Origin of the sequence: Porphyromonas cangingivalis, assembly GCF_900638305.1 — a bacterium.
Classification (GTDB): Bacteria; Bacteroidota; Bacteroidia; order Bacteroidales; family Porphyromonadaceae; genus Porphyromonas_A; species Porphyromonas_A cangingivalis.
The window spans coordinates 2,245,687-2,272,361 of record NZ_LR134506.1 but is presented as its reverse complement, the minus strand read 5'-3'; the positions used below and the strand labels follow the sequence as shown (position 1 = coordinate 2,272,361).

Here is a 26,675-nt window from a genome sequence, read left to right as displayed (position 1 = left end):
TAAAGACATCTGAGTCGACTTTCTGTCGCAGGAGGACTGAAAACATACTCCCAACCACTGTAAAGAGGAGCAGCATCCCCTGTCCCAGGACAAGTGGGACTTGATATTTTTTGTACCTTTGTTTGTCCAACACTTCAGATCATAAAATGAAACAGTTTTTTAGCACGCTACGCCGCTTCATCCCCAAGTATAAAGTGTACGTGGCTCTCAGTGCGATATTCAATATACTTTCGGCTTTCCTCAACCTCGTGTCCTTTGCGATGATCATCCCTATCCTGAGGGTGCTCTTCAAGTTGGAGACGAAGGAGTTTCAGCACATACCGATGGACAGCATGGACTTCTCATCCATCACAGCATTGAAGGAGCTACCGACAATATTGTGGAACAACTTCAATGCCCTTCTGGTGGAGTTTATCAAGGTCAACGGTGGCTCCATGGCTCTTGTCCTGCTGGGGTGCTTTCTCGTGGTGATGACGCTGATCAAGGTGGGTACGAGCTACCTCGGATCTTACTTCCTCATCCCGATACGTACAGGCGTGGTGAGGGACATACGAGACAGCATCAACAAGAAAGTACTGGAGCTACCGATGGGATTTTTCAGCGAAGAGCGCAAGGGGGACATCATGTCCCGGATCTCGAATGACGTCTATGAGGTCGAAGGATCGCTGATCAGTTCGCTCGACCTCCTTCTCAAAAATCCGATCATGGTGCTCATCTATCTTGTGACGATGATCATCATCAGTCCTCAACTCACCCTCTTCGTCCTCATACTGCTTCCGGTGTCAGGATTTGTCATGGGAAAAGTGGGTAAGAGTCTCAAACGAGACAGTTCCAGACTACAAGATGAGTCCGGCCTGATGCTGAGCCTCGTCGAGGAGACCCTCAGTGGCCTGAGGATCATCAAGGCCTTCCATGCGGAGCATAAGATCCAACAACGCTTCGAACGTCAGACAGATACCGTCCGCCGACTCTCAGGTAAGGTGCAGGGGCGTCACCTCCTGGCACACCCTATGAGCGAATTTTTGGGTACGGCTACGATCGCTATCGTACTCTGGTACGGCGGGAGTCTGATCGTGGGCGAAAGTTCGAGCATCGATGCCGCGACATTCATCTATTATCTCGTTATCTTCTATTCGCTCATCAATCCTGCGAAAGAACTCACCCGATCAGCATATTCGATCCAAAAGGGGATGGCTTCTTTGGAGCGTGTGGACAAGATCCTTCTCGCAGAGTCCAACATATTGGATCCTGAAGTGCCCAAGCCTGTGAAGTTCGAGGAGTACATTTCGTTCGAGAACGTATCCTTCCGCTACAAGGATGCTTGGGTGCTCAAGGACATCGACCTCACCATCCCCAAGGGTAAGACCGTGGCTATCGTGGGGGCTTCGGGCTCAGGGAAGAGCACGATGGTGGATCTCTTGCCGAGGTTTTATGACGTACAGGAGGGGCGTGTGACCATAGATGGTACGGATGTCAGAGAGGTGAAGATGATAGATCTGCGTAACCTTATGGGGAATGTCAATCAGGAGGCCATACTCTTCAACGACAGTGTACGAAACAATATAGCCTTCGGGGAGAAAGATGCTACCTTGGAGGAAATCACCACAGCGGCAAAGATCGCAAATGCCGATGAATTTATCCAACAACTGCCACAGAAGTATGAGACAAACATCGGCGATCGTGGAGGCAAACTTTCGGGAGGTCAGCGTCAACGCCTGAGCATCGCTCGTGCAATACTCAAGAACCCGGACATCCTCATCCTCGATGAGGCTACTTCGGCTCTTGATACGGCTTCGGAAAAGTTGGTACAAACGGCTCTCGACAACCTTATGAAAGGCCGCACGACCATAGTCATCGCACACCGCCTCTCGACGATCGTCAATGCAGACATGATCTGTGTCCTCGATCAGGGTCGCATCGTCGAAAAGGGGACACACAACGAACTCATGGAGCTCAACGGGTATTATGCCAAGTTGGTGCATATGCAGAGCTTTTGATCTGCCCTTTTTGAGACCTGACAGATAGGTAAAAATCACATCTAAGACATTAAATTCCTTTTACTACGAGCATGAAGAAGTCCTTTTACCTCTTCCCACTACTTGTATTGCTGTTTTTCACACATTGTGCCGAAAATCATCCCGAGCTCTTGGTCGAGACTCTGACCATATCAGCAGACAAAGAGCACATCATCGCTGATGATGAAGAACTTATATCATTCTCGATCCAAAGTCAGAATGGACGGAATTGGACCAACGAGGCCAAGATCTTCGTCAATGGAGTGCTGTTGGACGGAAACAAGTTCAAGACCTCTGAGGTGGGGGCATTCAGATGTCATGCCGTACTGAACGAAGTGACATCGAACGAGATCGTGTTCACGTCAAAGATCAAGCCGGCGACACTGACCTTGTCGGCCGATCGAAAGAGCATCTTGGCAGATGGTCAGGATCATCTGACCTTTGTCGTCACAGATGCACAAGGGAAGGATGTGTCAGCTTTGGCAAAAATAAGGGTCAATGACGTGCCCGTACAGGGTCTGAACTACAAGACAACAGATGTAGGTATTCAGAATGCCGTGGCCTTTGTGGGCAAGGAGTACTCGTTGCCTCTATCGTTTGTGACAAATAAGGTGGAGGAGATCACACTCACAGCGGACAAGCCTCTCGTCTTCGTCGATGGTGAGGACAAGGTGATCTTGATGGTCAAGAATGCAGAGGGGCAGGACTTGACGGGTGAAAGCCGATTCTTTGTCGGAGAGACTCCGATGGCATCAAATGTCTATCGCCCCGAATCGGTAGGGCAAGTTTCGTTCACGGCCATCTACAACGACAATAAAAGTACATCTGTCATGGTGACCGCAAGGAAGCCGATAGAGTACAAGTTGGTCATCAAGCCAAGTAAAGAGATACTCATAGGGGACAACGTGGATGAGGTGTCATTCTCGTGCATCAATACCGCTGAAAATGATGAGGATCTGACATCGGAGACGACATTCTTCATCGATGGACAACCTCTTGGGGGCAGAGTATTCAAGACAGATAAAGTGGGGACTTACCGCATCACTGCGAGGTATAAGGATCACGATGCCGAACCTTTGCTTCTTGTAGTCGATCCTCATCCCGACACCATCGCCAAGAGTTTGACACTCTCCGCAGACAAGGATGAGATATTTGCCGATGGAGAAGCGATGGTGACTTTCACGGTCAAAAATCAAGCAGACAGGGACTTCACCTCTCAAGCGACCATACAGATCAACAACAAACCGATCTCCGGCAATACGTTCAAAACCACAACCCCCGACATCTACAAGATAGTAGCCATCGTCGGTAGCGTAAAGTCGAACATCGTCACAATCAATGCGATCAAACGCCCTGCCCTGCTCAAGATCGAAGCGAACAAAAACAAGATCATCGCAGACAACAAGGACGAAGTGATCCTGACTTGCATCAATACGGCAGATAAGGATAAGGATGTGACAGGAGAGGCTACATTCTTCGTCGATGGCAAGGCCATTTCTGGGAACAAGTTTAAGACGAATAAGGTCGGAGACTATCGTATCACTGCGAGATTCGACGGCTCCGAGTCATCTCCGGTGCTCATCGTTGCCGAACCTCATCCGGACACCATCGTCAAGGAGCTGACAATCACGGCAAACAAGCGTAGCTTCGTTGCCAACAACAAAGAGGTGGTGACATTCAGAGCCAAAAATCAAGCCAATAAAGACTTCACAAGCGAAGCCACATTCTACATCAATGACAAACCGATCTCCGGCAATACATTCAAGACTTCGGTAGCAGATGCGTACAAGGTCTATGCCAAGGTCGGAGACAAGCAATCCAATGTCCTCACCCTCCAAGCGACACCACGCCCGGCATCTCTGAGACTGCAACTCGACAAGAGAAGCATCCTCGCCGATGGGGCACAAAAAGTAAGGTTCACGGTACAGGATGCCAATGACAGAGACATCTCGTCCAAAGCGACATTTATGGTAAATGGGCAAAGGATAAACGCTCGGGAGTACAGCACCGATGTCCCGGGCACTTACAAGGTCGTCGCAATGTACGAGGAGGAGCACTCTGAAGAGGAGACCTTCACGGCTCACCGTCCCGAGCGCATCACCATCGAGATGGACAAGCAAGAACTAACCCTCGGTACGGATAGGGCTCTTTTTACGGTCAGAAACTCCGCACAAAGCCATATTACAGATGCTTCACAGATCTTTATCAACGGTCAAGCCATCCCATCTCGCTACCATACACCGGATCGAGTGGGCACATTCAGAGCCTATGCCATCTACAATGGAAATAAGAGTGCGGAGATCTCCTTCCATGTCAAGGAAGCCGTCGTGCAAAACCTTCTCGTGAAGGCAGACAAGTCTGTCATCGTCAGCGATGGGGCAGACTTCGCCATCCTAAGATGTACCGATAGTTCAAGAGGTGGGAGGGATGTTACCGAAGAGGCAGAGTTTTTCGCTGATGGTCAAAGACTTCAGAGCAATATACTCAAGACTCAAAAGGTCGGCAACATCTCGATCACGGCAAAACTAAAAAATCAAACCTCCGCACCTCTTCAGCTCAAAGGTCAGACGACCCTCTCGGCAGTACCTAAGCTGTATGTCGAGGAGTTTACAGGGACATGGTGTCCTTATTGCCCTCGTGCAATACATATGGTGGATGAGGCCTCAAAGAACCCACAGGTCATCGCCGTGGCTTTCCATACAGGAGCCAACTCGAAAGGTCATCCCCGCTATGATCCCTTCTCCTCTTCTGCAACATTGATAGTAGGGAATGTCCTTGGCGTGAGGGGTTATCCAAGCCTTGTCGCAAACAGGGATCGCAACCAACACATACAGGCGTACGGCAATCCTGTGGGGATCACCAGCCGTATCCCTTCGGACACAAGTGTGGGTATTGCAATACAAACAACGCTCTCCGGACACCACCTCTCGGCAACCGTCAATGTCCGCAGCTCGGAGACCCGAGAGGCCGCACACTGGGTGGCGATCATCACCGAAGACAAGCTCATCGCAGATCAAAGGAATGGCACGGGGAGGTATCCTCATATAGGCAAGAACTTCTCGCACGATCATGTCTATAGGAAGTCATACGGTGACGTCAGAGATGGCACTGAGTTCTCTCTCCCTAAGGATCAGACTCAGCATCTGACCTTCTCACTCAACCTCGACAACAAGCTGGTACCAAGCAACTGCAAGCTGGTCATCCTCGTCATGGATAAGGATCGCAAGGTCCTCAACGCTCAAGTCGTCAAACTCGGAGACTCCATCAGTTACTAACCAAAAATAATCAGATATGAAAAAGCTTTTACTCCTTACACTCCTTTGCTTTCTTCCCCTTTTGGGCACAAAGGCACAGAACATCCAAGTAGAAAACCTCAAAGGCGAGAAGGTCCTCTTCTCCGAGATCATCAAGGGTGATATGCCCGTCGTAGTGTCATTTTGGGCGACGTGGTGCAAGCCTTGCATGATGGAGATGGAGGCATTCAAAGAGATCCAAGACGAATGGGACGGCAAGGTACGTATCGTCTCTATCTCCATCGACGACTCCAGATCGAAGAGTAAGGTACCATCGTTGGTCAAAGGAAGAAGTCTGCCGTTCGAGATATTTTTGGATCCCAACAAGTCGTTGTACAACAGTCTCAACGCCCTCGGTGTCCCCTATACGTTCATCTTCCATAAGGGTAAACAAGTGTATTCGCACAGTGGTTACACTCCCGGTGATGAAGAAGTAGTCATCGAAAAGGCTCTGAAATACACGAAGTAAAAACACCCCCAAAACAACGATCATCAAGCGACACGATGAACAAACTCATCACAGCACTCCTTATCACCACCTTTGCCCTATCCTCAAGCACCCTATCTGCCCAATCTCCAACGCCCAAGGACTATGGTAAGCTACAAGGAGGGATAGAATCAAACGGTGCTCTCTACAAGAAAGATCCGTCCGATCCCGAGGCCCAACGCCGTGGGATAAATACCTACCTCAACCTCAGATATACGTACAAGGACTTCAATGCGGGACTTCAGTACGAGATATTTGAGCCTCCCATGCTGGGCTACGAAAAGGAACTCAAGGGACACGCTCTCACACAGTACTATGCCAACTACTCCGGCGAGAAGTTCAATGTCACCCTGGGGAGCTTCTATGAGCAGTTCGGCAATGGACTCATCCTCCGTGCTTACGAAGAGCGTTCGCTGGGCATCAACAATTCGCTCCGAGGTCTCAACATCAAGTACACCCCCACGGATTGGGCGACCATCAAGATCATCGGAGGGCAGCCTCGACGCTATCTCACCTATGCCGATGCCTTCCTCATGGGAGGAGATACAGATCTCAGCATTGCACACCTGTGGATGAAGGAGCGAGATTATGACATCACACTCGGGGGCTCATGGCTGTCGCACTTCAACACCAAGACTTTCGACAGACCCCAATCCCCTCAGAAGACCCATCTTTGGAGCCTTCGTACAGGGCTTACGACTTCGGACTTCAACCTTGGTGTCGAATACGCCCGAAAAGGTGCAAGTCAGAGCTTCTCCCCTTATGTCCTCAGATACCTCGACGAGGGCGGAGATGCTCTTCTGATCAATGCCGACTACACCCACTCGGACTTCGGGATCTCGACGACGCTCAGACGTATCGAACACATGGACTACCGCATCGACAACTTACAAAAGGAGATCTATGTGCCGATGAACTATATCCCCTCGCTCACGAAGCAACACAAGTACGCTCTCCCCGGACTCTATCCTTATCAAGCAAATCTATCGGGTGAGATCGGAGGGCAGATTGATCTTTTCTATACGATCAAAGGAAAGTGGCTCGGCAAGTACCCACTCAAGGTGGCTCTCAACGGCTCGCATTACCGTTCGCTCGGGCGCAACCCGATGCGTACGATGCCCCTCTTCGGCGAAGGGGGAGAATCCCTGCTGAGCGAGATGGCTCTTGAGGTGGGAAAGAAGTTTTCGCGCTCATTGGAGATCAATGCAGGGCTCTACCACCAACAACTAAGGTACGAGGGGCAGAATAGAGGCTCCTTTGCTGAGGTCATCGATGTCCTTTGGCGCATCTCTCGCAAGTACTCTCTACGTACCGAGCTCCAGCACATGAGGACAGAGATGAAAGAAAAAGGGTGGCTCTATGGCCTTGCCGAAGTCGGGATGGCACCTCGTCTCTCTTTCTACGGCAGTGTGATGTACAGCTATGCTGCCGAAGCCAAAGAGCTCTACTACACCTTGGGAGGTAGTTACACTTACAACAGCCTTCGTGCGTCTCTCTCCTATGGTCGCAATCGCGAAGGGATCCAATGTGTCGGAGGCATCTGTCGCTTCGTACCCGAATACACAGGTCTCACCGCAAGTCTATCGTACACATTCTGAAAGACAAAAAGGATCTTGACATATTGAAACAACAGTAGCGCACTGAGAGTATGAGACTCTCAGTGCGCTACTTTTTGTTTTTAAGCCTTCGTCAATCAAGTGTCTGCCAACCCTCGGGCATTGTATGGTATTTGAGGACTTGGACCTTGTACACGAAGTCATACTTTGCTCGCAAGGCCTCCATCGTGCTGAGAAATTGCTTTGTCTTGGCTTGGGCATAGTCGTACGTAGAGATACGCCCGGCTTCGAAGCCTTTCTGCGCATAGTCGAGGGCAAGCTCAGATTGCTTGAGAGCTGTCTCAGCTACAGAAATCTTACGCTCCGCCGTGGTGGCGTTGAGTAAGGCTTGTCTCATCTCTTTGTCCAGTTTGCGGAGTGCTCGTTCGCGTTCGAGCTTTGACACCGACACCTGCTGGCGTGCCGCCCTTACAGCATACCGAGTGGCAAACTTATCGAAGATCGGTATCTGGAGCGAGAGCCCTACATAGTAGCGACCGTTGTTGCGGAGCTGATCTGCAAAGGGGACATTCATGCTTTTGAACTGCTCATCGATGAGGTAATAGTAAGAATTACTGTAGCCTGCGCCAAGACTTAAAGTAGGAAAGTAGCCTGCACGAGCCATGGCAATCCGCTGTTCGGCACTACGAATACGAAGATCCGAGACCTTGAGAGCAGGACTCACGGTCATGGCCTTCTGTGTCCAGTCACCTTCTGTGAGGAGAGCGACACGAGCTTGTTCAAGGAGTTTGTCTATCTCCGAAGTCCTTATCTCCAAAGGCCTTGCCGTATCTTCCCACTCGATGGCTTGCATGAGGTCAAAGCGAGCGAGCTCGAGGTTGTTTTCGGCCTCGATGAGGTTGAGTTGCTCCTGTGCATACTGGGTCTGTAACTCGGCAAGCTTGCCCTCGGCCCACTTTCCGGCTTTGACAAAGACTTCAGCTTTGGAGAGGAGTTGAGCAGTGAGCTCTACCTGAGCTCGTGAGATACGAACAAGATCTTGTGAGTAGAGGAGGTTGTAAAAGAGCTGAGCCACAGAGATAGCAAGCTCTTGGCGAGACTGTCGTAGAGCCTCTTTGGAAGCTTGGTGATCGAGATCCGAAAGCTTGACTCCGGCAATACGATTGAGTCCGCTGAAGAGCTCGTACGACAAGCCGACAGACACACTACTTCCTGTCGAAGAGCGATCTTGCATCACGCCCATCTTGTCCTGCGAACGCCCAAGATCAAGACTATGTCCCACAGAAACTCCAAGAGAGGGTAAAAAACGGTAACGAGAACTTCGTGTGGCATCCTGTGTAAGGAGACTGTCCACTTGCCCTTGACGTATAACGAGGCTCTTGTGATGAGCTCGCTCCACGCATTGGTCGAGCGTAAGGATCGTTTGTCTCTCTTGTCCTGCGACTTCTCCACAGAGAAAAGGAGCCAAGGTTATGAGGGTCAATAGATATCTTTTCATAGTGTTGGTGTCGATGAGGTTACTTGAGGACTTTTTCGCCTCCTCGGACATACTCGTGCTCTGAGAGGCCTTTCTTGATTTCGACGTTGAGACCGTTGCTGACACCTATATCGACAGCTCTTCGTACAGAGGTTAGGGACTCCTCACTTTCGAGGACATCCACAAAGGCCGAGTCACCGATAAAGATAATGGCAGACTCGGGTACAGCGAGGACATCATAAGCCGATCCTGTGATGATTTCGGCGTTGGCACTCATACCCGCACGGATGTTGCTGATGTCATCGAGCGTGATCGCTGCTTCGACTGTGAAGAGACTGCTTCCGCCCTCTTGGACAGCCTTGGGCGAGATGTACTCGATGGTCGCATCGAGGGTGAGACGATCGAGGGCTCCGATGATGATCTTGACAGGCATACCCTCACGGATCTTGCCGACCTCGATCTCGTCAATCTTACCTTTGAAGAGGAGATCCTTCATGTTGGCAATGGTAGCGATGGTCGTACCGGCATTAAACGAATTGGCCTGTATCACTGAATGTCCCACACGTACAGGGATATCAAGGATGACACCACTGACGGTGGCTCTGACAAGGGTAGTAGAGGTCTTGGTATCATGACGACCACGACCGGTGCGTATGATGTTGAGTGCATCCTTGGCGTTCTCTACTTGGTTCTTCCCTTTGTCATAATTGAGTTTGGATGCTTCGTACTCTTCTTGGGGAATGACCTTTTGTTCAAACAAAGCCTTGTCTCTCTGGTATCTTTCAGAGATATTGTCGAACTCCAGCTGTGCTTGCTCCAGGCTCGACTGAGCCTGACTGAGCTCCATCGTACCGGGTATGACAGCGATACGGGCAATGACATCTCCGGCTTTGATGTGCTGACCGGGCTTGCAGAGTATTTCTTCGACGATACCTGCAATCTGTGGGACGATCGACACTTCGTCCCTCGGAGCTATGCTTCCGCTGATGACACTCATCTTCTCTATCGCATCGACCTTCTCGACCTCGAAGATATTGTACTCTACTTCGGGTCTCTTGGACTTGTTGAATAGATAGACAAAGGTCAAGATCACCAGCAGCCCAAAAAGCCCCCATCCGAAATACCTGAAAAACTTTTTCATACGACTCTCTCTTGTGTAGTTATAATTATCATTTATTCTTCCCTGATTGCATCTATCGGCTTAATATTGACAGCTCTGATAGCCGGCAAAGTGCCTCCGAGCAGGCCACCCAAAATAATGACCAGCAGAGCAATGATGGCTGTACCAAACGGTAGCACGGGATTGTGCAACGGCACGAACGCCGGACTCACTTGCATCGAAAGCACAAGGTCGACAAGGCTCATGATGCCTGTCGCCAAGATAATCCCGGTAAGCCCCGACAGTACAGTGATGGATATCCCCTCCAGGAGGATCTGACCGATGATGTCTCGTGGATGTCCACCCAAAGCCCTCCGTACTCCGATCTCCCTGGTACGCTCTCTCACGGTGACCAAGAGGATATTGCTGACCCCGACGATACCACTGATGATCGTACCGAACCCCACAAACCATATAAGTATGGTGATACTGGTGAGCAGCAGATTGAAAAACTGAAAGATACTTGATATGTCTATTGTCTCAAGGGCTATTTCGTCATCAGGGTGTATATCGTTTTTGGCATAAAGGTAGGCCTTGATCTTATCCAATACCGGTCTGACTTCCGCTCCGTCTTTCACAGACAAAAATGTCGTATACACCTGCCCCGGATTTTTCTGAAAAGCATCCACTACAGAGTAAGGCAAGAAGACATTTGTCTCTGCACGCCCCCCCATAATGGATACAGAGCGACTGATGTCACTCACAACGCCTATGACGGTATAGTGTTTCTGACCGATCCGTATCACTTTGCCCAATGCCTCTTCCTCTCCTCCCAAAACGGTTTTGGCGATCTGACGTCCCACAGCGCATACAGGACGGCGACTACGATGATCCGCTTCGGTGATAAATCTACCGCTGTGTATATTGTACTTCACGATCTTGGTATAATCCCCCATAATGCCCAGCACAAGGGTTTCGGACTTTTTGGTACCATAATATAAGGTCGAATACTCCCCATTTTCTCCTCTCAATGTTGTGACAGGAGTCACACATAAAATATCCTTGTCGAAGTCCTTGATGCGCTCTATGTCACTCATGGTCATATGCCAAATACGCCCCTTCTTGAATCCCTTATATGGTCTTGCAGTGGTCGAAGTCTCCATCATCCCCATGTTGGTAGAGATTCCTCGTAATTCTCTGGACACGGCATTATTGACTCCTGCGCCGATACTAAGGAGGATCACCAGTACAAAGATACCCCAAAACACACCGAAGGCTGTGGTGAAGGTCCGCTTTCGGTTACTCATCAAGGTGTGATGCACTTCTTTCCAAGTCTCTCTATCGAAGATATTCATCGCTCTACCAAGTCTGAATTATTCTCTCATTGCTTCTACTGCGGGCACTCGCACAGCCCTACGAGTAGGCACGAATCCTGCAATCGCGCCGGCGACGACCATCACCAGCACAGTCATGAAGGCCACTGATGGTAGGATGATCGGATCTCTGAATATAAAGAAGCTCTCTCCCTCTATCGTCTTCTGTCCCATCCCTGTTGTCAGCAAAAACTGCTCTATCCCTACAAGGACACCGACTCCCACGACCAGTCCTATCAACCCCGATACCAATGTCACAATGACGCTCTCAGTCATGATCATGGAGATAATGTGCACACGCTTGGCACCAAGAGCTTTGCGGATGCCTATCTCACGCATGCGTTCACGCACAGTGACGAGCATGATGTTGGATACACCGACAATACCGATGAGGAGCGTACTCAATCCCATAGCCCAGAGGAAGAGATCAAGGCCATTGAGTACCTTATCTACGCTCCTACGTTCACTAAGGGTCGAAGTGATATAGACCACACGATCATCGTCAGGATGGATGGGGCGCATCAATCTTACCTTCGCAAAGATCCGCATCCGCAGATCCTCCAACTCCTGATCGCTGCGTATATCGGGACAATACATATGAACGCGATTGAAGGTCAGGATCTTCGAAGGCGCCAATCTGTCGTAAACACTTTCAGGAATATGGCATTCGTAGTTGGCGGAGCTCAGAAAAACCCCCACAATGAGAAATCTCCCAAATGGGGTAGTCAAGTACTCTCCCAAGACATCCTCACGCCCAAATATCTTCTTGGCCAGATTGTTACTCAAGACAGTATTCTTCTCTAAGAGTCGATTGTCTATCTCATTGATTGCTCTTCCATACAGCATTGTCTGCTTCTTCATCTCGTGGGCATAGCGAGGGTTCATACCAACGATCTTGCTACTTGTTGACGAATACCCATCAGCACTCACGCTCCTCCATTCTTCCTTGCTCATATAGAGCTTTTTGATCTCCGGAATACCCTCTTGTATCCGCTGCCACTCCGATTCAGTCAGTGATATGGACTGCTCGTCAAGCCCCTTGTAAGGCATCGACGTCCACCAAAGAGACGCAGTGACTATATCATTGATACTCGCATTTTGACTAATATTATAGATGACGCCTGAGCGCACCCCGGCCCCCACACCAAGGAGCAAGATGAGAAAAAGCACTCCCCATGCAACGGCAAACCCCGTGAGGAAAGTCCTCAGTTTGTTTCGCTTCAATGTGAGTCCGATCTCTTCTATGTATTCTCTCGAAAAAAGCATCCCTCTCCTCCCTTAGCTTTGTGAAGTGATGAGACCGTCCTTGATGTAGATGATACGGTCGCAAGCCTCTGCCACCGAAGCCTCATGGGTCACGATGATGATCGTCTTGCCCCGTCGATTGACGCTCCGGAGCAGTGCCATGACCTCCACGGTCGTCTTACTGTCGAGTGCTCCGGTGGGTTCATCGGCAAGGATGATGGAAGGATCCGCGATCAACGCACGAGCGATGGCTACACGTTGCTTCTGTCCTCCACTCATCTCCCCGGGCAAGTGGTGACTCCATTCGGCAAGACCTACCTCCTCGAGGAGCTCCATGGCTCTTCGGCTACGCTCCTTGTGACCGATACCCTGATAAAAAAGAGGTAGGGCGACATTCTCCTTCGCGGTCTTGAACGCAATAAGATTGAATGACTGAAACACAAAACCGATCTCCTGACTTCGGACATCAGCTGCCTGATCCTCATTGAGATCCCTTATCATCCGCCCATTGAGGATATATTCTCCCTCATCGTAGGTATCGAGGATGCCCAAGACATTGAGGAGGGTACTCTTACCCGAGCCACTCGCTCCCATGATGGCGACCATCTCACCCTCTGCGATCTCGAGATCGATCCCCCGGAGGACGTGCAGGGGCTGTGCTCCCTTATATGTTTTGTGTATTCCTTTAAGTCGTATCATAAATCTTAGGTCTGACGTAATGTCACAAATATAGAACTTTATTGTAAAAACAGATAAAAAATGAAGGCAAAATTGAGCTCCTCAAGAAGGAGTTCGGATGGACAGAGAAAAAAGGCACGGAATCCCTTCAGAAAACAGATCGGTTTTACTTATAATATTTGCCTGCGACTTCCTGCTGTTTCCCTTGCTTTCATCGGGGCTGAAAACAAAGATTTCGCCTGCGTACATTTGCACCGAACAAAGTAAAAATCACAATTAAACCGATATTGATATGAGATTTATCGCCATCGACACCTCCGCTTGGGAGGAACACAATGACTATGGGACATGAAATCGTAAATAAAGAAACACCCGAAATGAAACAACTCATTTCGGGTATTCAAGAAGTAAGCAAACGTATTAGGGAGATTGCCCAAACGCACCGTCCGCTGTTCGGGGGAGAAATCTATCTTACGGGGCGAGAGGTATGCGAACACCTTTTCGTTAGTCCTCGTACCTTGCAAGACTATCGGGACAAGGGCATTATTCTCTACGCCCAAATCGCAGGGAAAATACTCTATCGCCTCTCAGACATCAACCGACTACTGCAAGAGAACTATCGGAGATAAAACTCTTTATGACAAAATTGCTCTCTATTCTTTGATTATTGTTGTCGTATATATTATCTTTGTGGCAACAAAACAATTTCTCACATGAAGATAGAAAGAATAGGGATGCGAAACGTCGATTTTCGGTTCATTCATTTCCTGAAACTTTCAGAACATAAGACAATTAAAATATGTGGTCAAAAACGTATTCTATTACAACGAACGAAGTTACAAGAGAACAAATGTGGAAGCTATTTGCTGATGTCAATGGCTGGCATACATGGGATAGTGGGGTGGAATATGCCCAATTGAATGGATCGTTTGAACAAGGTAATCACATTCTATTGAAACCTAAGGGAGGTCCGAAGATAAAGATTGTCCTTTCAGAAATAATAGAGAGAAAAATGTTTATCACGGTTTCCTCTTTTCCTTTGGCAAAAATCTATCACGAGCATTTGTTTGAGGAAACCTCTGATGGGTTGAGAATTTCATATACTATCACGGTAAAAGGAGTGTTGAGTTTCTTATGGGTAAAACTTATTGCCCAAAATCTGTTCATTTCAATTCCAAAAGATGTTGTAAAACAAATAAACATAGCCAAGACACTATGAATAAGACAGACATTGTTTTTGGAGCCGAAAAGGCCGAAGATAGTTCGGGGTTTCTGCTTTGGCAGGTTACAACACTTTGGCAGCGTCGCATAAAGCAATCATTGGATTTATTGGATTTGACACACACGCAATTCGTGCTATTGGCAACCGCTGCTTCGCTTTCTCAAAATGGTAATATCGTAACACAGATTGATATTGCAAATCAAAGTAAAACCGATCGTATGATGGTCTCTAAGGTTTTGCGCACACTACAATCAAAAGGACTGATAGAGAGAAAAGAGCATCGAACGGATACACGAGCCAAAGAAATAACCCTCACTCGAAAAGCCTTAGACCTTGTGCAAAGAGCAGTGGTTGCAGTGGAGCAAACAGATAGAGAGTTCTTTGGGGTTCTCCACACCGAGCGAGAAAGTTTCAACGAAAGTATGTGTAAGCTAATCAAGAATGACATAGATCGTTCCTCAACGTGACAGACATCATGAAAATAGAACGAGTCGCCAAAAACAAGAAACAATTTCTTGATTTATTGCTGTTAGCGGATGAACAGGAAAATATGATTGACAAGTATTTGTCGAGAGGAGACCTGTTTGCCTTATACGATGATGACTTGAAAGGCATTTGCGTAGTGGTGCCTGTAAGCAGTGACACCTGTGAATTGAAGAACATAGCGACATACGAACAATATCGGGGTAAAGGTTACGGTAGAAGATTGATAGATTACATCTCCGATTTCTACAAAAAAGACTATGAGGCAATGCTTGTCGGTACTGGTGAAGTTCCTGCAATCCTATCGTTTTATGAAAACTGTGGGTTTGAAAAGTCTCATCGGATAGAGAATTTCTTCACTGACAATTACGACCATCCAATTTTCGAAGGAGATATACAACTCGTAGATATGATTTACCTTAGAAAGGATTTATGACAATGGAAATAGACAATATCTTGAACAAAATACAGCAAATTGAACATGGATTTCAGCATATCCTTGACGGAGCAAATGAAATCCTTTCTGCATATTCAGAAAAACAATGTTTTGAACTTGCACTCACGTTGTTTGAACATGAAGCCTATCAAGCCCGAATGTTGGCAACAACTATATTGGGCAAATTGGCAACAGAAGATAATAACGCACTTTGTTTTCTGAAAGAGCAAGTAAGCACCGATGAGAATTGGCGTGTACAGGAAATGCTTGCAAAGGCATTTGACGAAGTTTGCAAACACAGAGGGTATGAAGCTTCTTTACCTCTCATTGAAGAATGGATGAATGATAATAATCCGAATGTTATCCGTGCTGTAACGGAGGGGTTGAGAATTTGGACAAGTCGCCCACACTTCAAGGAAAATCCATCTGTGGCTATTGCTCTAATCAGTAAGCACAAAGCACATGAGAGCGAGTATCTTCGGAAATCTGTTGGAAACGCTTTAAGGGATATGAGCAAGAAACATTCAGAATTGATACGACAGGAAGTGCAACAATGGGATTTGTCCAATCCCCGAATCCTGTTCACCTACAAACTTGCAGCGAAATTGCTAAAATAAATATTACAATGGGCAAGGGCATTCTTTTATTTTTTCTGGACTACCAGCGGTTGAGAAATCCACACTTGCGAGGTTTGTCTCAAAAGAGTTTGGAGCGGTTTACTTGCGCATTGATACCATAGAACAAGGACTGAAAGATCTGTCTCGTCCTAAATAAGCGTTACACTTATTTAGGACGAGACAAAGCGTTCTCAGCTACGCAAAAGATTGTGTCACAAAGCATCAGTAACGTAATTGCGGAAAGATGAGTTACCGAATAGTCTTCTGTCAGTTACCTTACTTCTACCTCTTCGTTACCATTCTGAGAAATGGACTAACGATTTGGTAACGGAACTTCTGCAGAAATCCATGCATTTTGCACTCTATTCCTCAATGCAAACCTCCGAAACATAGTGAAAAAACCTCTCATTTACATTCACTTACCCTCAATATTCTCCTTAACACCCTTTCCTCCAATAGTTCCGGTCGTCTAAAACAATCAAACATACGGATCAAAAGAAATCGAGCCTTTGGAGACGCTTACAGAGAGCCAGAGTCATGGGTAGAAAAAAAGTCGTAGGATTCGATGACGAAAGTCGTAAGACTTGTTTCATCGAATCTTACGACTTGATATCGAAGAACCTTTGACTCAAATTTGAAGCGACAGACCGACGCACTCAGCGGTAAAAAATCCAAACCGCCTCGTCAGAAATCAAAATCTCGACGAGGCGGTTTGAGTATGGATAAGAAGCTCTGAACAGGTGAAAAACGACTTTCGATCAGAGCGTAAAGATGGCGGCGTGTCTCCCCTATAGATATTATGGGACAAGACCTTCGAAGGTGCGTTCGGAAAGGAGCTCGCCGATAACGAAGTTGCTCCCCCCGATGAAGAGTGTCGGGATGCCCTCGGACACACATCGCTCCACAGCAGTATCATAGGCTCGGGCTATGGAGGGGATGCACTCACAGTGCTCGAAGCCCTTGTCCTGCATGATCTTTAAGAGCTTTTCGGCCGGCATGGAGCGCTCTCCCTTCGCCTTACAACATATATAATGGGTATTGGTCTTGGGGAGAAGGGTCAAGACTTCGGAGACATCCTTATCTCCGGCCATGCCCAGGACACAAAGGAGGGGAGCTTGAGAGGCCCACTCTTTCAGTTGGCGAGAGAGATAAATCCAAGCTCCGGGATTGTGTCCGGTGTCGAGGATGATCCTTGGTGCTGTGTCTCGGACGACTTGCAGACGACCTTTGAGTCCGGTGCGGGCGACAGAGTGGATCCCTTCTCTCACGTGGGTCGGAGTGATGGAAAGACCGAGCTCGGCAAGTCGGAGACAAGCGCAGAGGACGGTAGTGGTATTTTCGACCTGATAAGCCCCACCGAGTGGCTGGCGAATGATACCGAAGTGCAGGGTGTCAAGATCTTGACTGCCATCCCCGGCAGGTCGGACATCGGTCACTTCGCTACTCTGATCGGCGATGGTAAGGGGTGCCTTGTGGGCATGAGCGGTCTTTGCCACCACATCATAGACCTCGTGCTCCACACTACGTCCGAGGATGACCGGTGTTTGTGGCTTGATGATGCCTGCCTTCTCGGTGGCTATGGCTTCGAGCGTACCGCCCAAGAAGGCTGCGTGATCGACGCTCACGTTTGTGATGACACTGAGGAGCGGACTGATGACGTTGGTGCTGTCAAGGCGTCCGCCCATGCCGACCTCTATCACGGCGATGTCGGTGCCGACCCGGGCAAAGTAACTGAATGCCATCGCTGTCGTCAGCTCGAAGAAAGAAGGCTGGAGTCCCTCGGGGATGCGAGGACGGATGTCCTCGACGAAGTCTATGACATACTGCTCGGGGATCATCTCTCCGTCGATACGGATGCGTTCTCTGAAGTCTATGAGGTGAGGTGAGGTGAAGAGCCCCACACGATATCCGGCACTCTGTAAGATAGAAGCGAGCATGTGTGAACTCGAGCCTTTGCCGTTCGTCCCGGCGATGTGTATGGTCTTGAGCTTCTTGTGTGGATTGCCACAGAGCGAAAGGAGTTCGTCGACGCGCTCCAACCCGGGCTTGTAGGCACTTCCACCTTGATGTTGAAACACAGGTAAAGCGTTGAACAAATAGTCTATCGTAGCCTCGTAAGATGTCATGTCCGATGGTGTTTTGAAGATAAAGTCTCTTGCCGATCTTATAGCAATCGACGTACAAAGATACCATTATTATTCAGCCTTGGAACAAACAAAAAACCCGAAGATGAACAACGTCGGGTTGTTCATCTTCGGGTTTTTATCTCTGAAGAGATTATATGATGATCTTATCGTCTGCGGACACGGTCGTTACAGTTGGACACAAAGCTCTTTTGTCGTGGCTCTCCCACGTGCTCAAGCAAACCCAACGAACCCACATCAGCCTTGAGATAGTCCGAGACATTGACGATGGCTTCACTTGATGAGGAGACTTCGACCTCTGCACTTCTGGTGGCAAAGGATTTTGCATCACACTCGGAACTGCCGGAGACTTTCGCCTTGAAAAAGTCGCAACCGCCATAGATCTTGAGATCCGAAGCTCCCGTGACAGAAATGTCAGCATGGCCAAAGACGGCGTATAGCTTCACGTTGCTTGAGCCACTGATTTTGACCTTACCTTGAGGAGCAAAACTGGATCCGGAAAATGAAGAGCCTCCTGACACAGAGATCTCACTCGATATGCCTTTGTCGCTTCTGTCGGCATCTTTGGGGCTCTCCAGATCCGAAGCTCCCGTGACAGCGATCTTTCCGTAGGTCTTTGCACCGATGACGACATCCGAAGCTCCGGAGATTTCGCCTTCCACAAGCTCGACAATGAGGTCACGTCCCTTGAATGTCGAAGCCCCCGAAACATCCAAGATGCAGACATCACACCTCCCCTGATACTGCAATTCCGAAGCCCCAGAGAGGTCTGCATCGATAGTCTCTGCATTCCCCTTGATACGAGCAGAGCTGGCACCACTCAAATCCAAGGATACGTCATAGGCTTCGATGTCTGCGGTGAAGGACGAAGCACCCGAACCTTCGAGTTCGAACCGGCGTACCATGATACGTGGCTCAATGCTCATACCGGAAGCCGAAGAGAGCTCCACAGCTTCTATCCTATCGGGATCGGTCGTATATAAAACGGCACGTACCCTCTTGCGCACCTTGAGGATCCTCCAGCTGAACGAACTCTGTTTGATGCGTAGCTCCTCCTTTGTCACAGAGACAGATATCTTGTCGAGGTCACTTTTCGTCCCCCTTATCTCCAAAAGATTTTTGTCGGAAGACACTACCGTAATCTCCATCGGAAAGGCTACTTGGATGTCGGCAACAGGCACAGACAGTTCGCGCTTGATGATCGCCTCAGATGTCTCCCGACCGAAGATCTGAGGTCGTCTCTGTATGGCATAGGCAATGGATACAAAAAGGAGTGTCGCGACAAAACCAAGGAGTAGAGAATGGATGGGCTTCATGACATGTTTATTTTTTTACAAGAATAAAACATCAATTAACTATTCGCCTAAAGTTAGTATTATTTTTTGGGAAACAAAAAGAGTAAATAAGTATCTTTGCGACAAATGACTTGTTGATGGCAGATCGTAAGGAAATACTTGGACGAAAAAGAAGGCTTGCAGCGTGCTATAAGCACCTCAAAAAACAAAAGCTCGCAGGCTCTTACTCGGATCTGGGGGTAGCCATGGGGATACCACCGGTGTCTGTACGTGTTGCGTTCAGCAAGGCTTCGGACTTCATTTCGCCGAAGTTCATTTCCACATTTTGCAGTGCTTATCCCTTCACATTTTCAGAGCAATGGATACTTACGGGGGAAGGTGAGATGCTACTGCCGACAGGGCACGCAGCCGCCTCTCCGTTTCCGGAGCGTTGGCAGAGGGTCAAACACTTACTCGATCTCGAAGGCCTGACGTATACAAAGATGAGTGCTCTCCTCGGTTATCCCAACAACACAACGCTTTACCGCATCGTCAAGCTCCACACACGCCCCCAAGATGAGACGCTCGAACGCATCCTCAATCACTTCCCCAAGTACAACCGCGACTGGCTCTTCAACGGTCGTGGTGAAGTCCTTATGACAAGGATCATCCCAAAATCGAAACAAGAAGATACTGTAGCCTTCTACGACGAATACGAAGAGAAAGCATTCCCTCTCATCTCCGATCCTGCGGCAGCCGGCACCTTGACCAACTTCTCCGATTATGATCCGGACGAGGATGAACGGATGGTGCGCATCCCTGTCGATCGTGACTATCAGGGTAAATATGCCCTCTTCAAGGTCAAAGGAGCATCGATGGATGACGGGACCCCATTCTCCCTCTCTGATGGAGACATCGTCCTTGCTCGTATGATCCCACAGCTCTATTGGCAGTACAAACTACACAAAAATGCCTGGAGATACTTCATCTTTGTCACCAGGACCGAGGGGATCATCATCAAGAGTATTGCCGAGCATGATCCCGAAGAGGGGACTCTTCTCCTACGCTCTCTCAACCCCGACTATGCAGACATCACCATCCACATGGAGGAGATCCAGGCGATATACAACGTGATCGAACTCACCCGACGCAGTCTGCGGTGGTAATCCCCTATGTTGTGCAGCTCCGTATCTGAAAAGTTGCACAAGTCACTATTATCACTCAGCTGTTAGGGAAAGAACCTCTTAGTGAGAGCACACCAAGAGGGATTGAAGACCTTGAGTGTATGGACAAAAAAAAGACCCCTCATTCCTCTGATCGGAATGGGAGTTCATCTACAATCTTCTACTTGTACCCGGAGCGGGACTCGAACCCGCACAGCCATTACTGGCCAAAGGATTTTAAGTCCTTCGTGTCTACCATTCCACCATCCGGGCTCTTTGTAGAACTGAAAAAGAGCGGAAGACGGGATTCGAACCCGCGACCCTAACCTTGGCAAGGTTATGCTCTACCAACTGAGCTACTTCCGCATTTGCTATGGCATTGATGTCTGTGAATAGAAGACTTTCGAATGCGAGTACAAAGGTAAAATAATTATTTTGCTTTCACAAGGGCTTATCTCTAAAAATCTCTCTTGCAGATTCAAGTATCAAGTGCAAAATTAGGGTAATAAGCTGAAGAATACTTGAACCGGGGACTTAAAGTTTAGTTTTTCTCTTGGTCTTGCGTTAATTTTGGCACAGTATTCATTGATTTATTTCTGAGAGATGAGATCAAAATTTGCCATTTTAGGGATGCTTAAGTTCACATTGGAAGTGCAAAACCTTCCAATCTGAACTTAAGCACACAAGTATGTGACGAACACGTAATGAGCCCTCACTTTCTGAGGTCTGACAGAGCAGACTCCGATATGGGAGAGAAAACATTCTGCTCCGTGCCGGAATCTACTCTGTCCCCTACCCTGTAAAATAAAAGAGCCCGTGCCGAAATGAAGTATCTCTGCACGGTCTCCTTGGCTGTATTGATGTATCAGGCTTTGCGTTGGAGTATCCTACGAGCAGCATCCCAAGCCACAAGCAGGCCTCCGGCACTCATGATGATATCCTTGATGACCAATCGGCCGACACCCGAAAGATAGGGGAATCCGTAGTGGGGTGTCGGTAAGTCTCCACCCAGATTGGGCACCCAAGACTCAGGCGTAGTGATAAGAAACGAGAGTGTGACGATCGACATTCCGAAAGTCAACATACCTCCGATGAGTCCGACTTTAGGAAACCAGATGCCCAAAAGCACAGTCAGACCAATCAAAACAATGAATGTACCCAAACCGTATGAGAAGGGGTAAGTACCGTTGGACTTGTGCCAGTCGATATTCTTCTGCACCATCTTACCCTCGGGGTTCTTGTACAGGGTGTACTCTTTGACCATCTCGCCCTTTTCGTTCTCCACATACTTGTCAGAGTTATTGTATAGAAAACACATAAAGGGGCTGTTGCTGACAAAGTGAACAATACCGTCAGCTTCGTACTGGCAAGCCTTGAGGCCACCGATCCAAGCCATCACGACAAAGATGGAAATGCGCATGAAGTTAAAGAATGGACGCTCCAAGCCCAATAAAATCTTACTTCCTCTTTCGAATAGTTGTGCTACAAACTGTTTCATATCTGCTGTGTTCTTAAAAAATTATGTACACTGCAAAGTTCTTCCTTTTATAGCACACATAGAATGGATAAAAATGACAATAACATGGATATATTTGACATTTATCCATCTTAAAAACCCAAACTGCCTGATCAAAGGGTCGGATGGACAGTCGTGATGATCGATATGCCGACCTCATCCCTGAAATGTTTGGGAGAAAGCCCTGTGGCCTTCTTGAAGTAACGACTGAAATAAAATTCATCTTGGAAGTTGAGAAGCACCGCAATCTCCTTGATACTCTTATCCGAGAGGTGTAGCAGCCTCTTGGCTGCGATGATCACCCGATCTTGTATCAACTGTGTGGGCGTCTTGCCAAAGGCTTGTCGGCTCTTTCGGCTCAAGACCTCGACAGATACGCCTATTTGATCGGCATAAAAACCTACCCGACGTTCGGAGAGGTGATGCTTCTCGAGGAGTTGCTCGAAAAGGAAAGCCTGACCATCTATGACAGTAGCGTGCTGACCCTCCGCAGCCTCTTTCTCCCGACTGCAAAGTGCCAAAAGGAGCTGCAAATAAGACTTGATGACAGAGGCAGTAAAGGGCTGCTCCTCCATATCGACCTGCTGCTCCGTACGAATATATTCGGTCAACTGATGAAGATGACTCAATAGCGCATCAGACACCTCGACATAGGGCGTCAGATATGCATTGTTGAACAATAGTCCATTGCACGCCACCTCATATTTGTGATACTCGATACAGTAGAAATCTCCGTGAAAAGAGACCTGACGACAGACCTTCGGCTGTCGGAACCACTGCAGGCTCTGATATGGAGTCAGGAAGAGCACCGTATTTTTGTCTGTCCGGTATGCCGTACCATCGACCGCAAAGTGACCTCCCTGCGCAAACAGAAAGATGCAGTAAAGCGGAGAGGTAAAAGTGTCCTCCAGCACATCGGTAGACGAAAGCTCTTTTATAGAAATCAAATGCGACATAAATCACTATTGAAGCAAACCCGATGGTAAAGATAACAAATATCAGTCATGCAAGAACCTCAACAACACCCTTCCCGAGCGATAAAAAACAAAATCGCTCGCAACAGGGCAAACCTTATTGCGAGCGATCGATATAATAAACTTTTATCTCCAAGAGCACTTATTGAAGCACCCTTTACTTCAGATGAGATTAAGCTTCTGTTGTTTCTGCAGGTGCTTCTGCGACAGGTGCTTCTTCAGCAGGAGCCGCAATAGTCGCAGTCTCTGACTCGACAGTGAATGGCACTTCGACAGTTACATCCTTGTGTAGACGTACCTTTGCGATGTAGTGGCCGATTTCCTTGATGTTCGCGACATGAATCATCTTACGGTTAAGTTCGAAGCCGAGCTTTTCAAGCTCTTCTGCGATTTGGATGTTTGTCACCGAACCAAAGATTGTACCTGTCGAACTTGTCTTTGCGACGATAGTAAGCTTCACGCCTTCCATCTTGGCAGCCACAGCCTCAGCATCAGCCTTGATCTTAGCCAACTTGTGAGCACGTTGTCTTTGGTTTTCAGCCAATACTTTCTGAGCGCTTTCAGAGGCGATGACTGCAAGACCTCTTGGGATTAGAAAGTTGCGACCATATCCGGGCTTTACTTCGACGATCTCGTCCTTGAAGCCAAGATTAGCGATGTCTTCTTTCAAAATAACTAACATATTCTGTCTCCTTTATGGGTGAATTTTTCTATTCTTAAATAATAACTGATCTACCTCTTCGGCTTACTTCATCAAGTCAGCCACGTATGGTAGAAGTGCCAAGTGGCGTGCACGCTTTACAGCTTGTGCGACACGGCGTTGGAACTTGAGAGAGTTACCTGTGATACGACGTGGATAGATCTTTCCTTGTTCGTTGAGGAACTTCTTGAGGAATTCAGGATCCTTGTAGTCCACATACTTGATACCGGCCTTCTTGAAACGGCAATACTTCTTCTTCTGTGCGTCTACAGTAAGAGGAGTTAGATAACGGATTTCTGAGTTTTGTGCTGCCATGATTACTTATCCTCCTTTACAGTGTTGTTAGACTTTAGTGATCTTCTCTTCTCTGCGTACTGGTGAGCGAACTTGTCTTGGCGGAAGGTCAAGAAACGTAGCACCTTCTCGTCACGACGGAAGTTGACTTCAAGAGTATTGATGACAGAAGGGTCTGCCTTGAACTCAAGGAATACATAGTAACCGGTAGACTTCTTTGCGATAGGGTAAGCAAGCTTGCGTAGACCCCACTCTTCACGGTTCACGATCTCTGAGCCATTTGACTCGAGCAGACCTGCGAACTTATCTACCGCTTCCTTCATCTGATCTTCAGACAAAACGGGAGTTAAAATGAAAACGGTTTCGTAATTGTTCATCATAATGCTTTTATGAATTAGTAAAATGATAATTGTTTATCGAGGCACAAAGATAAGAATATTTTCTCGGATAACCCACCTATCCTCTAAATAATTCAGGGTGCAGATTCAAGTATCAAGTGCAAAATTAGGGTAATAGACTGGAGAATACTTGAATCTGCATAGGCCCTATTATCTATGATCGGTCACCACCTTGAAGCTAAAATCATTACCTTTGTCCTCTGTTTACTGAAACCGTGTCACACTTTTATGACTTATCACTGATATGAAAGCAATAGAGACAAAGTACAGGTATTTGGTCTTCTTTTACCATCTCTTTCTGTCGTGGTTGATGTTCAACCTCGGTCGGCTCGTCTTCTATGTACACAACTACACCTACTACAAGCACTTCTCTGTAAGCGATCTGTGGACGGCTTGGTGGGGTGGCCAGAGGTTTGACATTGCGGCCATGGGGTACCTCAACAGCGTGTATATGCTTATTTTCATGGTACTCGGATTTTTCTCACCCAAGGTGCGTACCCATCGTGTGTCTTATCAGGTGATGAAGTGGTCCTTCCTCTTACCCAACATCGCAGGCATCATCCTGAATGTCGGCGACTCCGGCTACTTCCCTTTCGTGCGCAAGAGGATGACATCGACGGTCTTTCAGGAATTCGGTGGAGACAACCCGGTCCTCCTTGTCCTCCGTCTGGCATGGACGAACCCCATACTGACACTCGTTGCCATTGCGATGATCGTCGCCCTCATACTTGCCTATCCGCGCATCAGATATAACGCAAAACGCTCCGTGCCTGTGGTGGCACGTATCTTGGGGACTACGGTGGCACTCCTTGCGACCGTCTTCGTGACCGTCGTGGGCATCCGTGGCGGGCTTATCCATAGTGTGAGGCCCTTATCTCCCTTCAATGCTCAGGCTTATGTCGATCAGGTCAAGGACAGAGACATCGTGCTCAATACCCCGTTCTGCATGATCCGCACGGCAGACAAAAAGGTACTCAAGGAGATCGAATACATCCCCACAGCCGAAGCCGAAAGCCTCTTCTCCGCCCTCTACAAGGCACAGCCCTTATCCTCCACAGACTCTCTCTATGGGGCTTACAAGGACTATAACGTGATGATCCTCATCTTGGAGAGCTTTGCGAAAGAACACATCGGCACCCTCCAAGAGGACGGCAAGGGCTACACCCCGTTCTTTGACGCTCTGATCAATGACCCTGCCACGGTATCTTGGCCGTACGCCTTTGCCAATGGTCGTAAGTCCATCGATGCCATGCCATCGATCATCGCCAGCGTACCGGCTCTTGGTCTCAACTTCGTCACGAGCAACTATTCGGGCAACGAGATCGATGGCATGGGGACCTGCCTCCGTCGTCATGGCTACAAGGCAGCGTATTTCATGCACGGTGCACCGAACGGTTCGATGGGCTTCGATGCCTTCTCCAAGCACATGGGCTATACCGGCTATATCGGCATGACGGAGTACAACAACGATGACGATTACGACAATGCGTGGGGGATATGGGATCAGAAGTTCGTGCCCTTCCTACCGGAGCAGATCAGCCGATTTGAACAACCATGGCTGGGGACGATATTCACCCTCTCAAGCCACGAACCATTCAAGCTCCCCAAGGGCGAAGAACACAAGTACCCTCAAGGCGAAGTCCCCCTTCAAGCGACGATAACATACTCAGACGAAGCCCTCAGGATGTTTTTTGAGAAAGCAAAGAGAGAGCCGTGGTTCGACAAGACCATCTTCGTCATCACCGCCGACCACACCTCGCAGTCTGCCGATCCCATCTATGACAATATAGTGGGCAACTTCGCCATTCCACAGCTCTGGTATATCCCGGGCAAACCTCTGCCTAAGGAAGCCATAGACACCAACAAAGTCATACAGCAGGCAGACATCTACCCCTCCCTGCTCTACCTCCTCGGCATCGATGATGAGATCGTGTCATACGGCCACAACATCTTCAACCCTCTATCCAAGGCTTATGCCGTGATCTATTGGGGAGAGCATCACCTCATCACATGGGACAAGATCTACACCTTCGAAACAGAGACCAACAAGCTCTCCGTCGACAGCCTCAACACCGTCCTACTCCCTCGTCCCGACACGATACATCATACCGTCTCGGAACGACTGCTCCCTGCCATTGTCATGGACTACAACAAGCGTCTCATTCACAACAAACTGAGTGCACGTTACAACCAATAATCAAGATCAACACTCTTGAATCAACAAAAAAGGT

The 26,675-nt window shown here is 48.3% G+C and carries 23 protein-coding genes, 2 tRNA genes and 1 pseudogene; 11 read left to right on the top strand and 15 right to left on the bottom strand.

The genetic code is table 11. From position 1 onward, the window contains the following. The first annotated feature begins 146 nt into the window (after positions 1-146). From EL262_RS09495 to EL262_RS09480, 4 genes are all read left to right on the top strand, one after another. Complete coding sequence (locus EL262_RS09495; RefSeq protein WP_025836979.1) at positions 147-1,997, top strand: ABC transporter ATP-binding protein; 1,851 nt, start codon at positions 147-149, stop codon at positions 1,995-1,997. Between the two features lie 71 nt (positions 1,998-2,068). After that, entirely contained in the window at positions 2,069-5,290 is a 3,222-nt protein-coding gene (locus tag EL262_RS09490) for an Omp28-related outer membrane protein (RefSeq protein ID WP_078735525.1), read from the top strand. Between the two features lie 16 nt (positions 5,291-5,306). Continuing rightward, positions 5,307-5,777: a TlpA family protein disulfide reductase gene (locus EL262_RS09485; protein ID WP_025836974.1), complete on the top strand. Its 471-nt coding sequence runs from the start codon at positions 5,307-5,309 to the stop codon at positions 5,775-5,777. 35 nt (positions 5,778-5,812) lie between these two features. Next, positions 5,813-7,393, top strand: coding sequence for a DUF6029 family protein (locus EL262_RS09480; protein WP_078735524.1), 1,581 nt, complete (start codon positions 5,813-5,815; stop codon positions 7,391-7,393). A gap of 91 nt (positions 7,394-7,484) precedes the next feature. On the opposite strand, the gene EL262_RS09475 is transcribed toward EL262_RS09480, so the two are convergent. From EL262_RS09475 to EL262_RS09455, 5 genes are read right to left on the bottom strand one after another with little or no spacing between them, the layout of a single operon-like run. Further along, a complete protein-coding gene (locus tag EL262_RS09475; protein ID WP_159100486.1) occupies positions 7,485-8,849 on the bottom strand; it encodes a TolC family protein in 1,365 nt (454 codons plus the stop codon). Positions 8,850-8,868: 19 nt separating this feature from the next. Beyond that, positions 8,869-9,969 carry an efflux RND transporter periplasmic adaptor subunit gene (locus EL262_RS09470; protein WP_025836969.1) on the bottom strand — a complete coding sequence of 367 codons (1,101 nt, stop codon included), beginning with the start codon at positions 9,967-9,969 and terminating at the stop codon, positions 8,869-8,871. Between the two features lie 32 nt (positions 9,970-10,001). Further along, a complete protein-coding gene (locus tag EL262_RS09465) occupies positions 10,002-11,282 on the bottom strand; it encodes an ABC transporter permease (protein WP_025836968.1) in 1,281 nt (426 codons plus the stop codon). Positions 11,283-11,300: 18 nt separating this feature from the next. Beyond that, positions 11,301-12,566, bottom strand: coding sequence for an ABC transporter permease (locus EL262_RS09460; protein ID WP_025836967.1), 1,266 nt, complete (start codon positions 12,564-12,566; stop codon positions 11,301-11,303). 12 nt (positions 12,567-12,578) lie between these two features. Next, the gene (locus tag EL262_RS09455; protein ID WP_036844504.1) at positions 12,579-13,244 is read right to left on the bottom strand and encodes an ABC transporter ATP-binding protein; all 666 of its coding nucleotides are present in this window, start codon (positions 13,242-13,244) and stop codon (positions 12,579-12,581) included. Positions 13,245-13,564: 320 nt separating this feature from the next. On the opposite strand from EL262_RS09455, the gene EL262_RS09450 reads away from it, so the two are divergent. The 5 genes from EL262_RS09450 (at position 13,565) to EL262_RS09430 (ending at position 15,981) form a co-directional block, all read left to right on the top strand. Then, on the top strand, positions 13,565-13,852 hold the full coding sequence (locus EL262_RS09450; protein WP_078735537.1) for a helix-turn-helix domain-containing protein: 288 nt from the start codon (positions 13,565-13,567) through the stop codon (positions 13,850-13,852). A gap of 170 nt (positions 13,853-14,022) precedes the next feature. Further along, positions 14,023-14,442: an SRPBCC family protein gene (locus EL262_RS09445; protein WP_078735523.1), complete on the top strand. Its 420-nt coding sequence runs from the start codon at positions 14,023-14,025 to the stop codon at positions 14,440-14,442. Then, positions 14,439-14,912: a MarR family winged helix-turn-helix transcriptional regulator gene (locus tag EL262_RS09440; protein ID WP_025836966.1), complete on the top strand. Its 474-nt coding sequence runs from the start codon at positions 14,439-14,441 to the stop codon at positions 14,910-14,912. Before EL262_RS09445 ends, EL262_RS09440 begins: the two co-directional genes overlap by 4 nt. A gap of 8 nt (positions 14,913-14,920) precedes the next feature. After that, complete coding sequence (locus EL262_RS09435; protein WP_025836965.1) at positions 14,921-15,364, top strand: GNAT family N-acetyltransferase; 444 nt, start codon at positions 14,921-14,923, stop codon at positions 15,362-15,364. A gap of 2 nt (positions 15,365-15,366) precedes the next feature. Continuing rightward, the gene (locus EL262_RS09430) at positions 15,367-15,981 is read left to right on the top strand and encodes a DNA alkylation repair protein (RefSeq protein WP_025836964.1); all 615 of its coding nucleotides are present in this window, start codon (positions 15,367-15,369) and stop codon (positions 15,979-15,981) included. A gap of 797 nt (positions 15,982-16,778) precedes the next feature. Here the strand turns inward: EL262_RS09430 and EL262_RS09420 are convergent. Together EL262_RS09420 and EL262_RS09415 are read right to left on the bottom strand one after the other, a co-directional pair. Further along, entirely contained in the window at positions 16,779-18,107 is a 1,329-nt protein-coding gene (locus tag EL262_RS09420) for a bifunctional folylpolyglutamate synthase/dihydrofolate synthase (protein ID WP_025836963.1), read from the bottom strand. A 164-nt stretch (positions 18,108-18,271) separates the two neighbouring features. Beyond that, positions 18,272-19,441: a GIN domain-containing protein gene (locus EL262_RS09415; RefSeq protein ID WP_078735522.1), complete on the bottom strand. Its 1,170-nt coding sequence runs from the start codon at positions 19,439-19,441 to the stop codon at positions 18,272-18,274. Between the two features lie 116 nt (positions 19,442-19,557). Here EL262_RS09415 and EL262_RS09410 point away from each other — a divergent pair, with 116 nt between their 5' ends. Beyond that, complete coding sequence (locus EL262_RS09410) at positions 19,558-20,565, top strand: S24 family peptidase (protein ID WP_051522628.1); 1,008 nt, start codon at positions 19,558-19,560, stop codon at positions 20,563-20,565. A 185-nt stretch (positions 20,566-20,750) separates the two neighbouring features. Here the strand turns inward: EL262_RS09410 and EL262_RS09405 are convergent. From EL262_RS09405 to rpsF, 8 genes and pseudogenes are all read right to left on the bottom strand, one after another. Next, a tRNA-Leu gene (locus tag EL262_RS09405) sits at positions 20,751-20,835 on the bottom strand. 20 nt (positions 20,836-20,855) lie between these two features. Further along, positions 20,856-20,928, bottom strand: a tRNA-Gly gene (locus tag EL262_RS09400). Between the two features lie 131 nt (positions 20,929-21,059). After that, positions 21,060-21,194 (bottom strand): annotated as a pseudogene (locus EL262_RS10285) (IS30 family transposase); the annotation flags it as partial. Between the two features lie 233 nt (positions 21,195-21,427). After that, positions 21,428-22,060 carry a DUF417 family protein gene (locus EL262_RS09395; RefSeq protein WP_025836960.1) on the bottom strand — a complete coding sequence of 211 codons (633 nt, stop codon included), beginning with the start codon at positions 22,058-22,060 and terminating at the stop codon, positions 21,428-21,430. Between the two features lie 131 nt (positions 22,061-22,191). After that, complete coding sequence (locus EL262_RS10235; protein WP_078735521.1) at positions 22,192-23,034, bottom strand: AraC family transcriptional regulator; 843 nt, start codon at positions 23,032-23,034, stop codon at positions 22,192-22,194. A gap of 190 nt (positions 23,035-23,224) precedes the next feature. After that, complete coding sequence (gene rplI, locus EL262_RS09385) at positions 23,225-23,734, bottom strand: 50S ribosomal protein L9 (RefSeq protein ID WP_025836957.1); 510 nt, start codon at positions 23,732-23,734, stop codon at positions 23,225-23,227. Between the two features lie 63 nt (positions 23,735-23,797). Further along, positions 23,798-24,067: a 30S ribosomal protein S18 gene (gene rpsR / locus EL262_RS09380; RefSeq protein WP_025836955.1), complete on the bottom strand. Its 270-nt coding sequence runs from the start codon at positions 24,065-24,067 to the stop codon at positions 23,798-23,800. Positions 24,068-24,069: 2 nt separating this feature from the next. Next, complete coding sequence (rpsF, locus tag EL262_RS09375; RefSeq protein WP_025836953.1) at positions 24,070-24,423, bottom strand: 30S ribosomal protein S6; 354 nt, start codon at positions 24,421-24,423, stop codon at positions 24,070-24,072. A gap of 265 nt (positions 24,424-24,688) precedes the next feature. On the opposite strand from rpsF, the gene EL262_RS09370 reads away from it, so the two are divergent. Next, positions 24,689-26,641, top strand: a complete 1,953-nt coding sequence (locus EL262_RS09370; RefSeq protein WP_078735520.1) for an LTA synthase family protein — start codon at positions 24,689-24,691, stop codon at positions 26,639-26,641. Positions 26,642-26,675: the final 34 nt, after the last annotated feature.

Coding starts and splice junctions, on each gene's coding strand:
- EL262_RS09490 (WP_078735525.1), top strand. CDS start 2,069: ATGAAGAAGTCCTTTTACCTCTTCCCACTACTTGTATTGCTGTTTTTC.
- EL262_RS09475 (WP_159100486.1), bottom strand. CDS start 8,849: ATGAAAAGATATCTATTGACCCTCATAACCTTGGCTCCTTTTCTCTGT.
- EL262_RS09470 (WP_025836969.1), bottom strand. CDS start 9,969: ATGAAAAAGTTTTTCAGGTATTTCGGATGGGGGCTTTTTGGGCTGCTG.
- rpsR (WP_025836955.1), bottom strand. CDS start 24,067: ATGGCAGCACAAAACTCAGAAATCCGTTATCTAACTCCTCTTACTGTA.
- EL262_RS09430 (WP_025836964.1), top strand. CDS start 15,367: ATGGAAATAGACAATATCTTGAACAAAATACAGCAAATTGAACATGGA.
- EL262_RS09410 (WP_051522628.1), top strand. CDS start 19,558: ATGGCAGATCGTAAGGAAATACTTGGACGAAAAAGAAGGCTTGCAGCG.
- EL262_RS09445 (WP_078735523.1), top strand. CDS start 14,023: ATGTGGTCAAAAACGTATTCTATTACAACGAACGAAGTTACAAGAGAA.
- rpsF (WP_025836953.1), bottom strand. CDS start 24,423: ATGAACAATTACGAAACCGTTTTCATTTTAACTCCCGTTTTGTCTGAA.
- EL262_RS09495 (WP_025836979.1), top strand. CDS start 147: ATGAAACAGTTTTTTAGCACGCTACGCCGCTTCATCCCCAAGTATAAA.
- EL262_RS09460 (WP_025836967.1), bottom strand. CDS start 12,566: ATGCTTTTTTCGAGAGAATACATAGAAGAGATCGGACTCACATTGAAG.
- EL262_RS09485 (WP_025836974.1), top strand. CDS start 5,307: ATGAAAAAGCTTTTACTCCTTACACTCCTTTGCTTTCTTCCCCTTTTG.
- rplI (WP_025836957.1), bottom strand. CDS start 23,734: ATGTTAGTTATTTTGAAAGAAGACATCGCTAATCTTGGCTTCAAGGAC.
- EL262_RS09440 (WP_025836966.1), top strand. CDS start 14,439: ATGAATAAGACAGACATTGTTTTTGGAGCCGAAAAGGCCGAAGATAGT.
- EL262_RS09395 (WP_025836960.1), bottom strand. CDS start 22,060: ATGAAACAGTTTGTAGCACAACTATTCGAAAGAGGAAGTAAGATTTTA.
- EL262_RS09435 (WP_025836965.1), top strand. CDS start 14,921: ATGAAAATAGAACGAGTCGCCAAAAACAAGAAACAATTTCTTGATTTA.
- EL262_RS09455 (WP_036844504.1), bottom strand. CDS start 13,244: ATGATACGACTTAAAGGAATACACAAAACATATAAGGGAGCACAGCCC.
- EL262_RS09415 (WP_078735522.1), bottom strand. CDS start 19,441: ATGAAGCCCATCCATTCTCTACTCCTTGGTTTTGTCGCGACACTCCTT.
- EL262_RS09480 (WP_078735524.1), top strand. CDS start 5,813: ATGAACAAACTCATCACAGCACTCCTTATCACCACCTTTGCCCTATCC.
- EL262_RS09420 (WP_025836963.1), bottom strand. CDS start 18,107: ATGACATCTTACGAGGCTACGATAGACTATTTGTTCAACGCTTTACCT.
- EL262_RS09370 (WP_078735520.1), top strand. CDS start 24,689: ATGAAAGCAATAGAGACAAAGTACAGGTATTTGGTCTTCTTTTACCAT.
- EL262_RS09450 (WP_078735537.1), top strand. CDS start 13,565: ATGGGACATGAAATCGTAAATAAAGAAACACCCGAAATGAAACAACTC.
- EL262_RS10235 (WP_078735521.1), bottom strand. CDS start 23,034: ATGTCGCATTTGATTTCTATAAAAGAGCTTTCGTCTACCGATGTGCTG.
- EL262_RS09465 (WP_025836968.1), bottom strand. CDS start 11,282: ATGAATATCTTCGATAGAGAGACTTGGAAAGAAGTGCATCACACCTTG.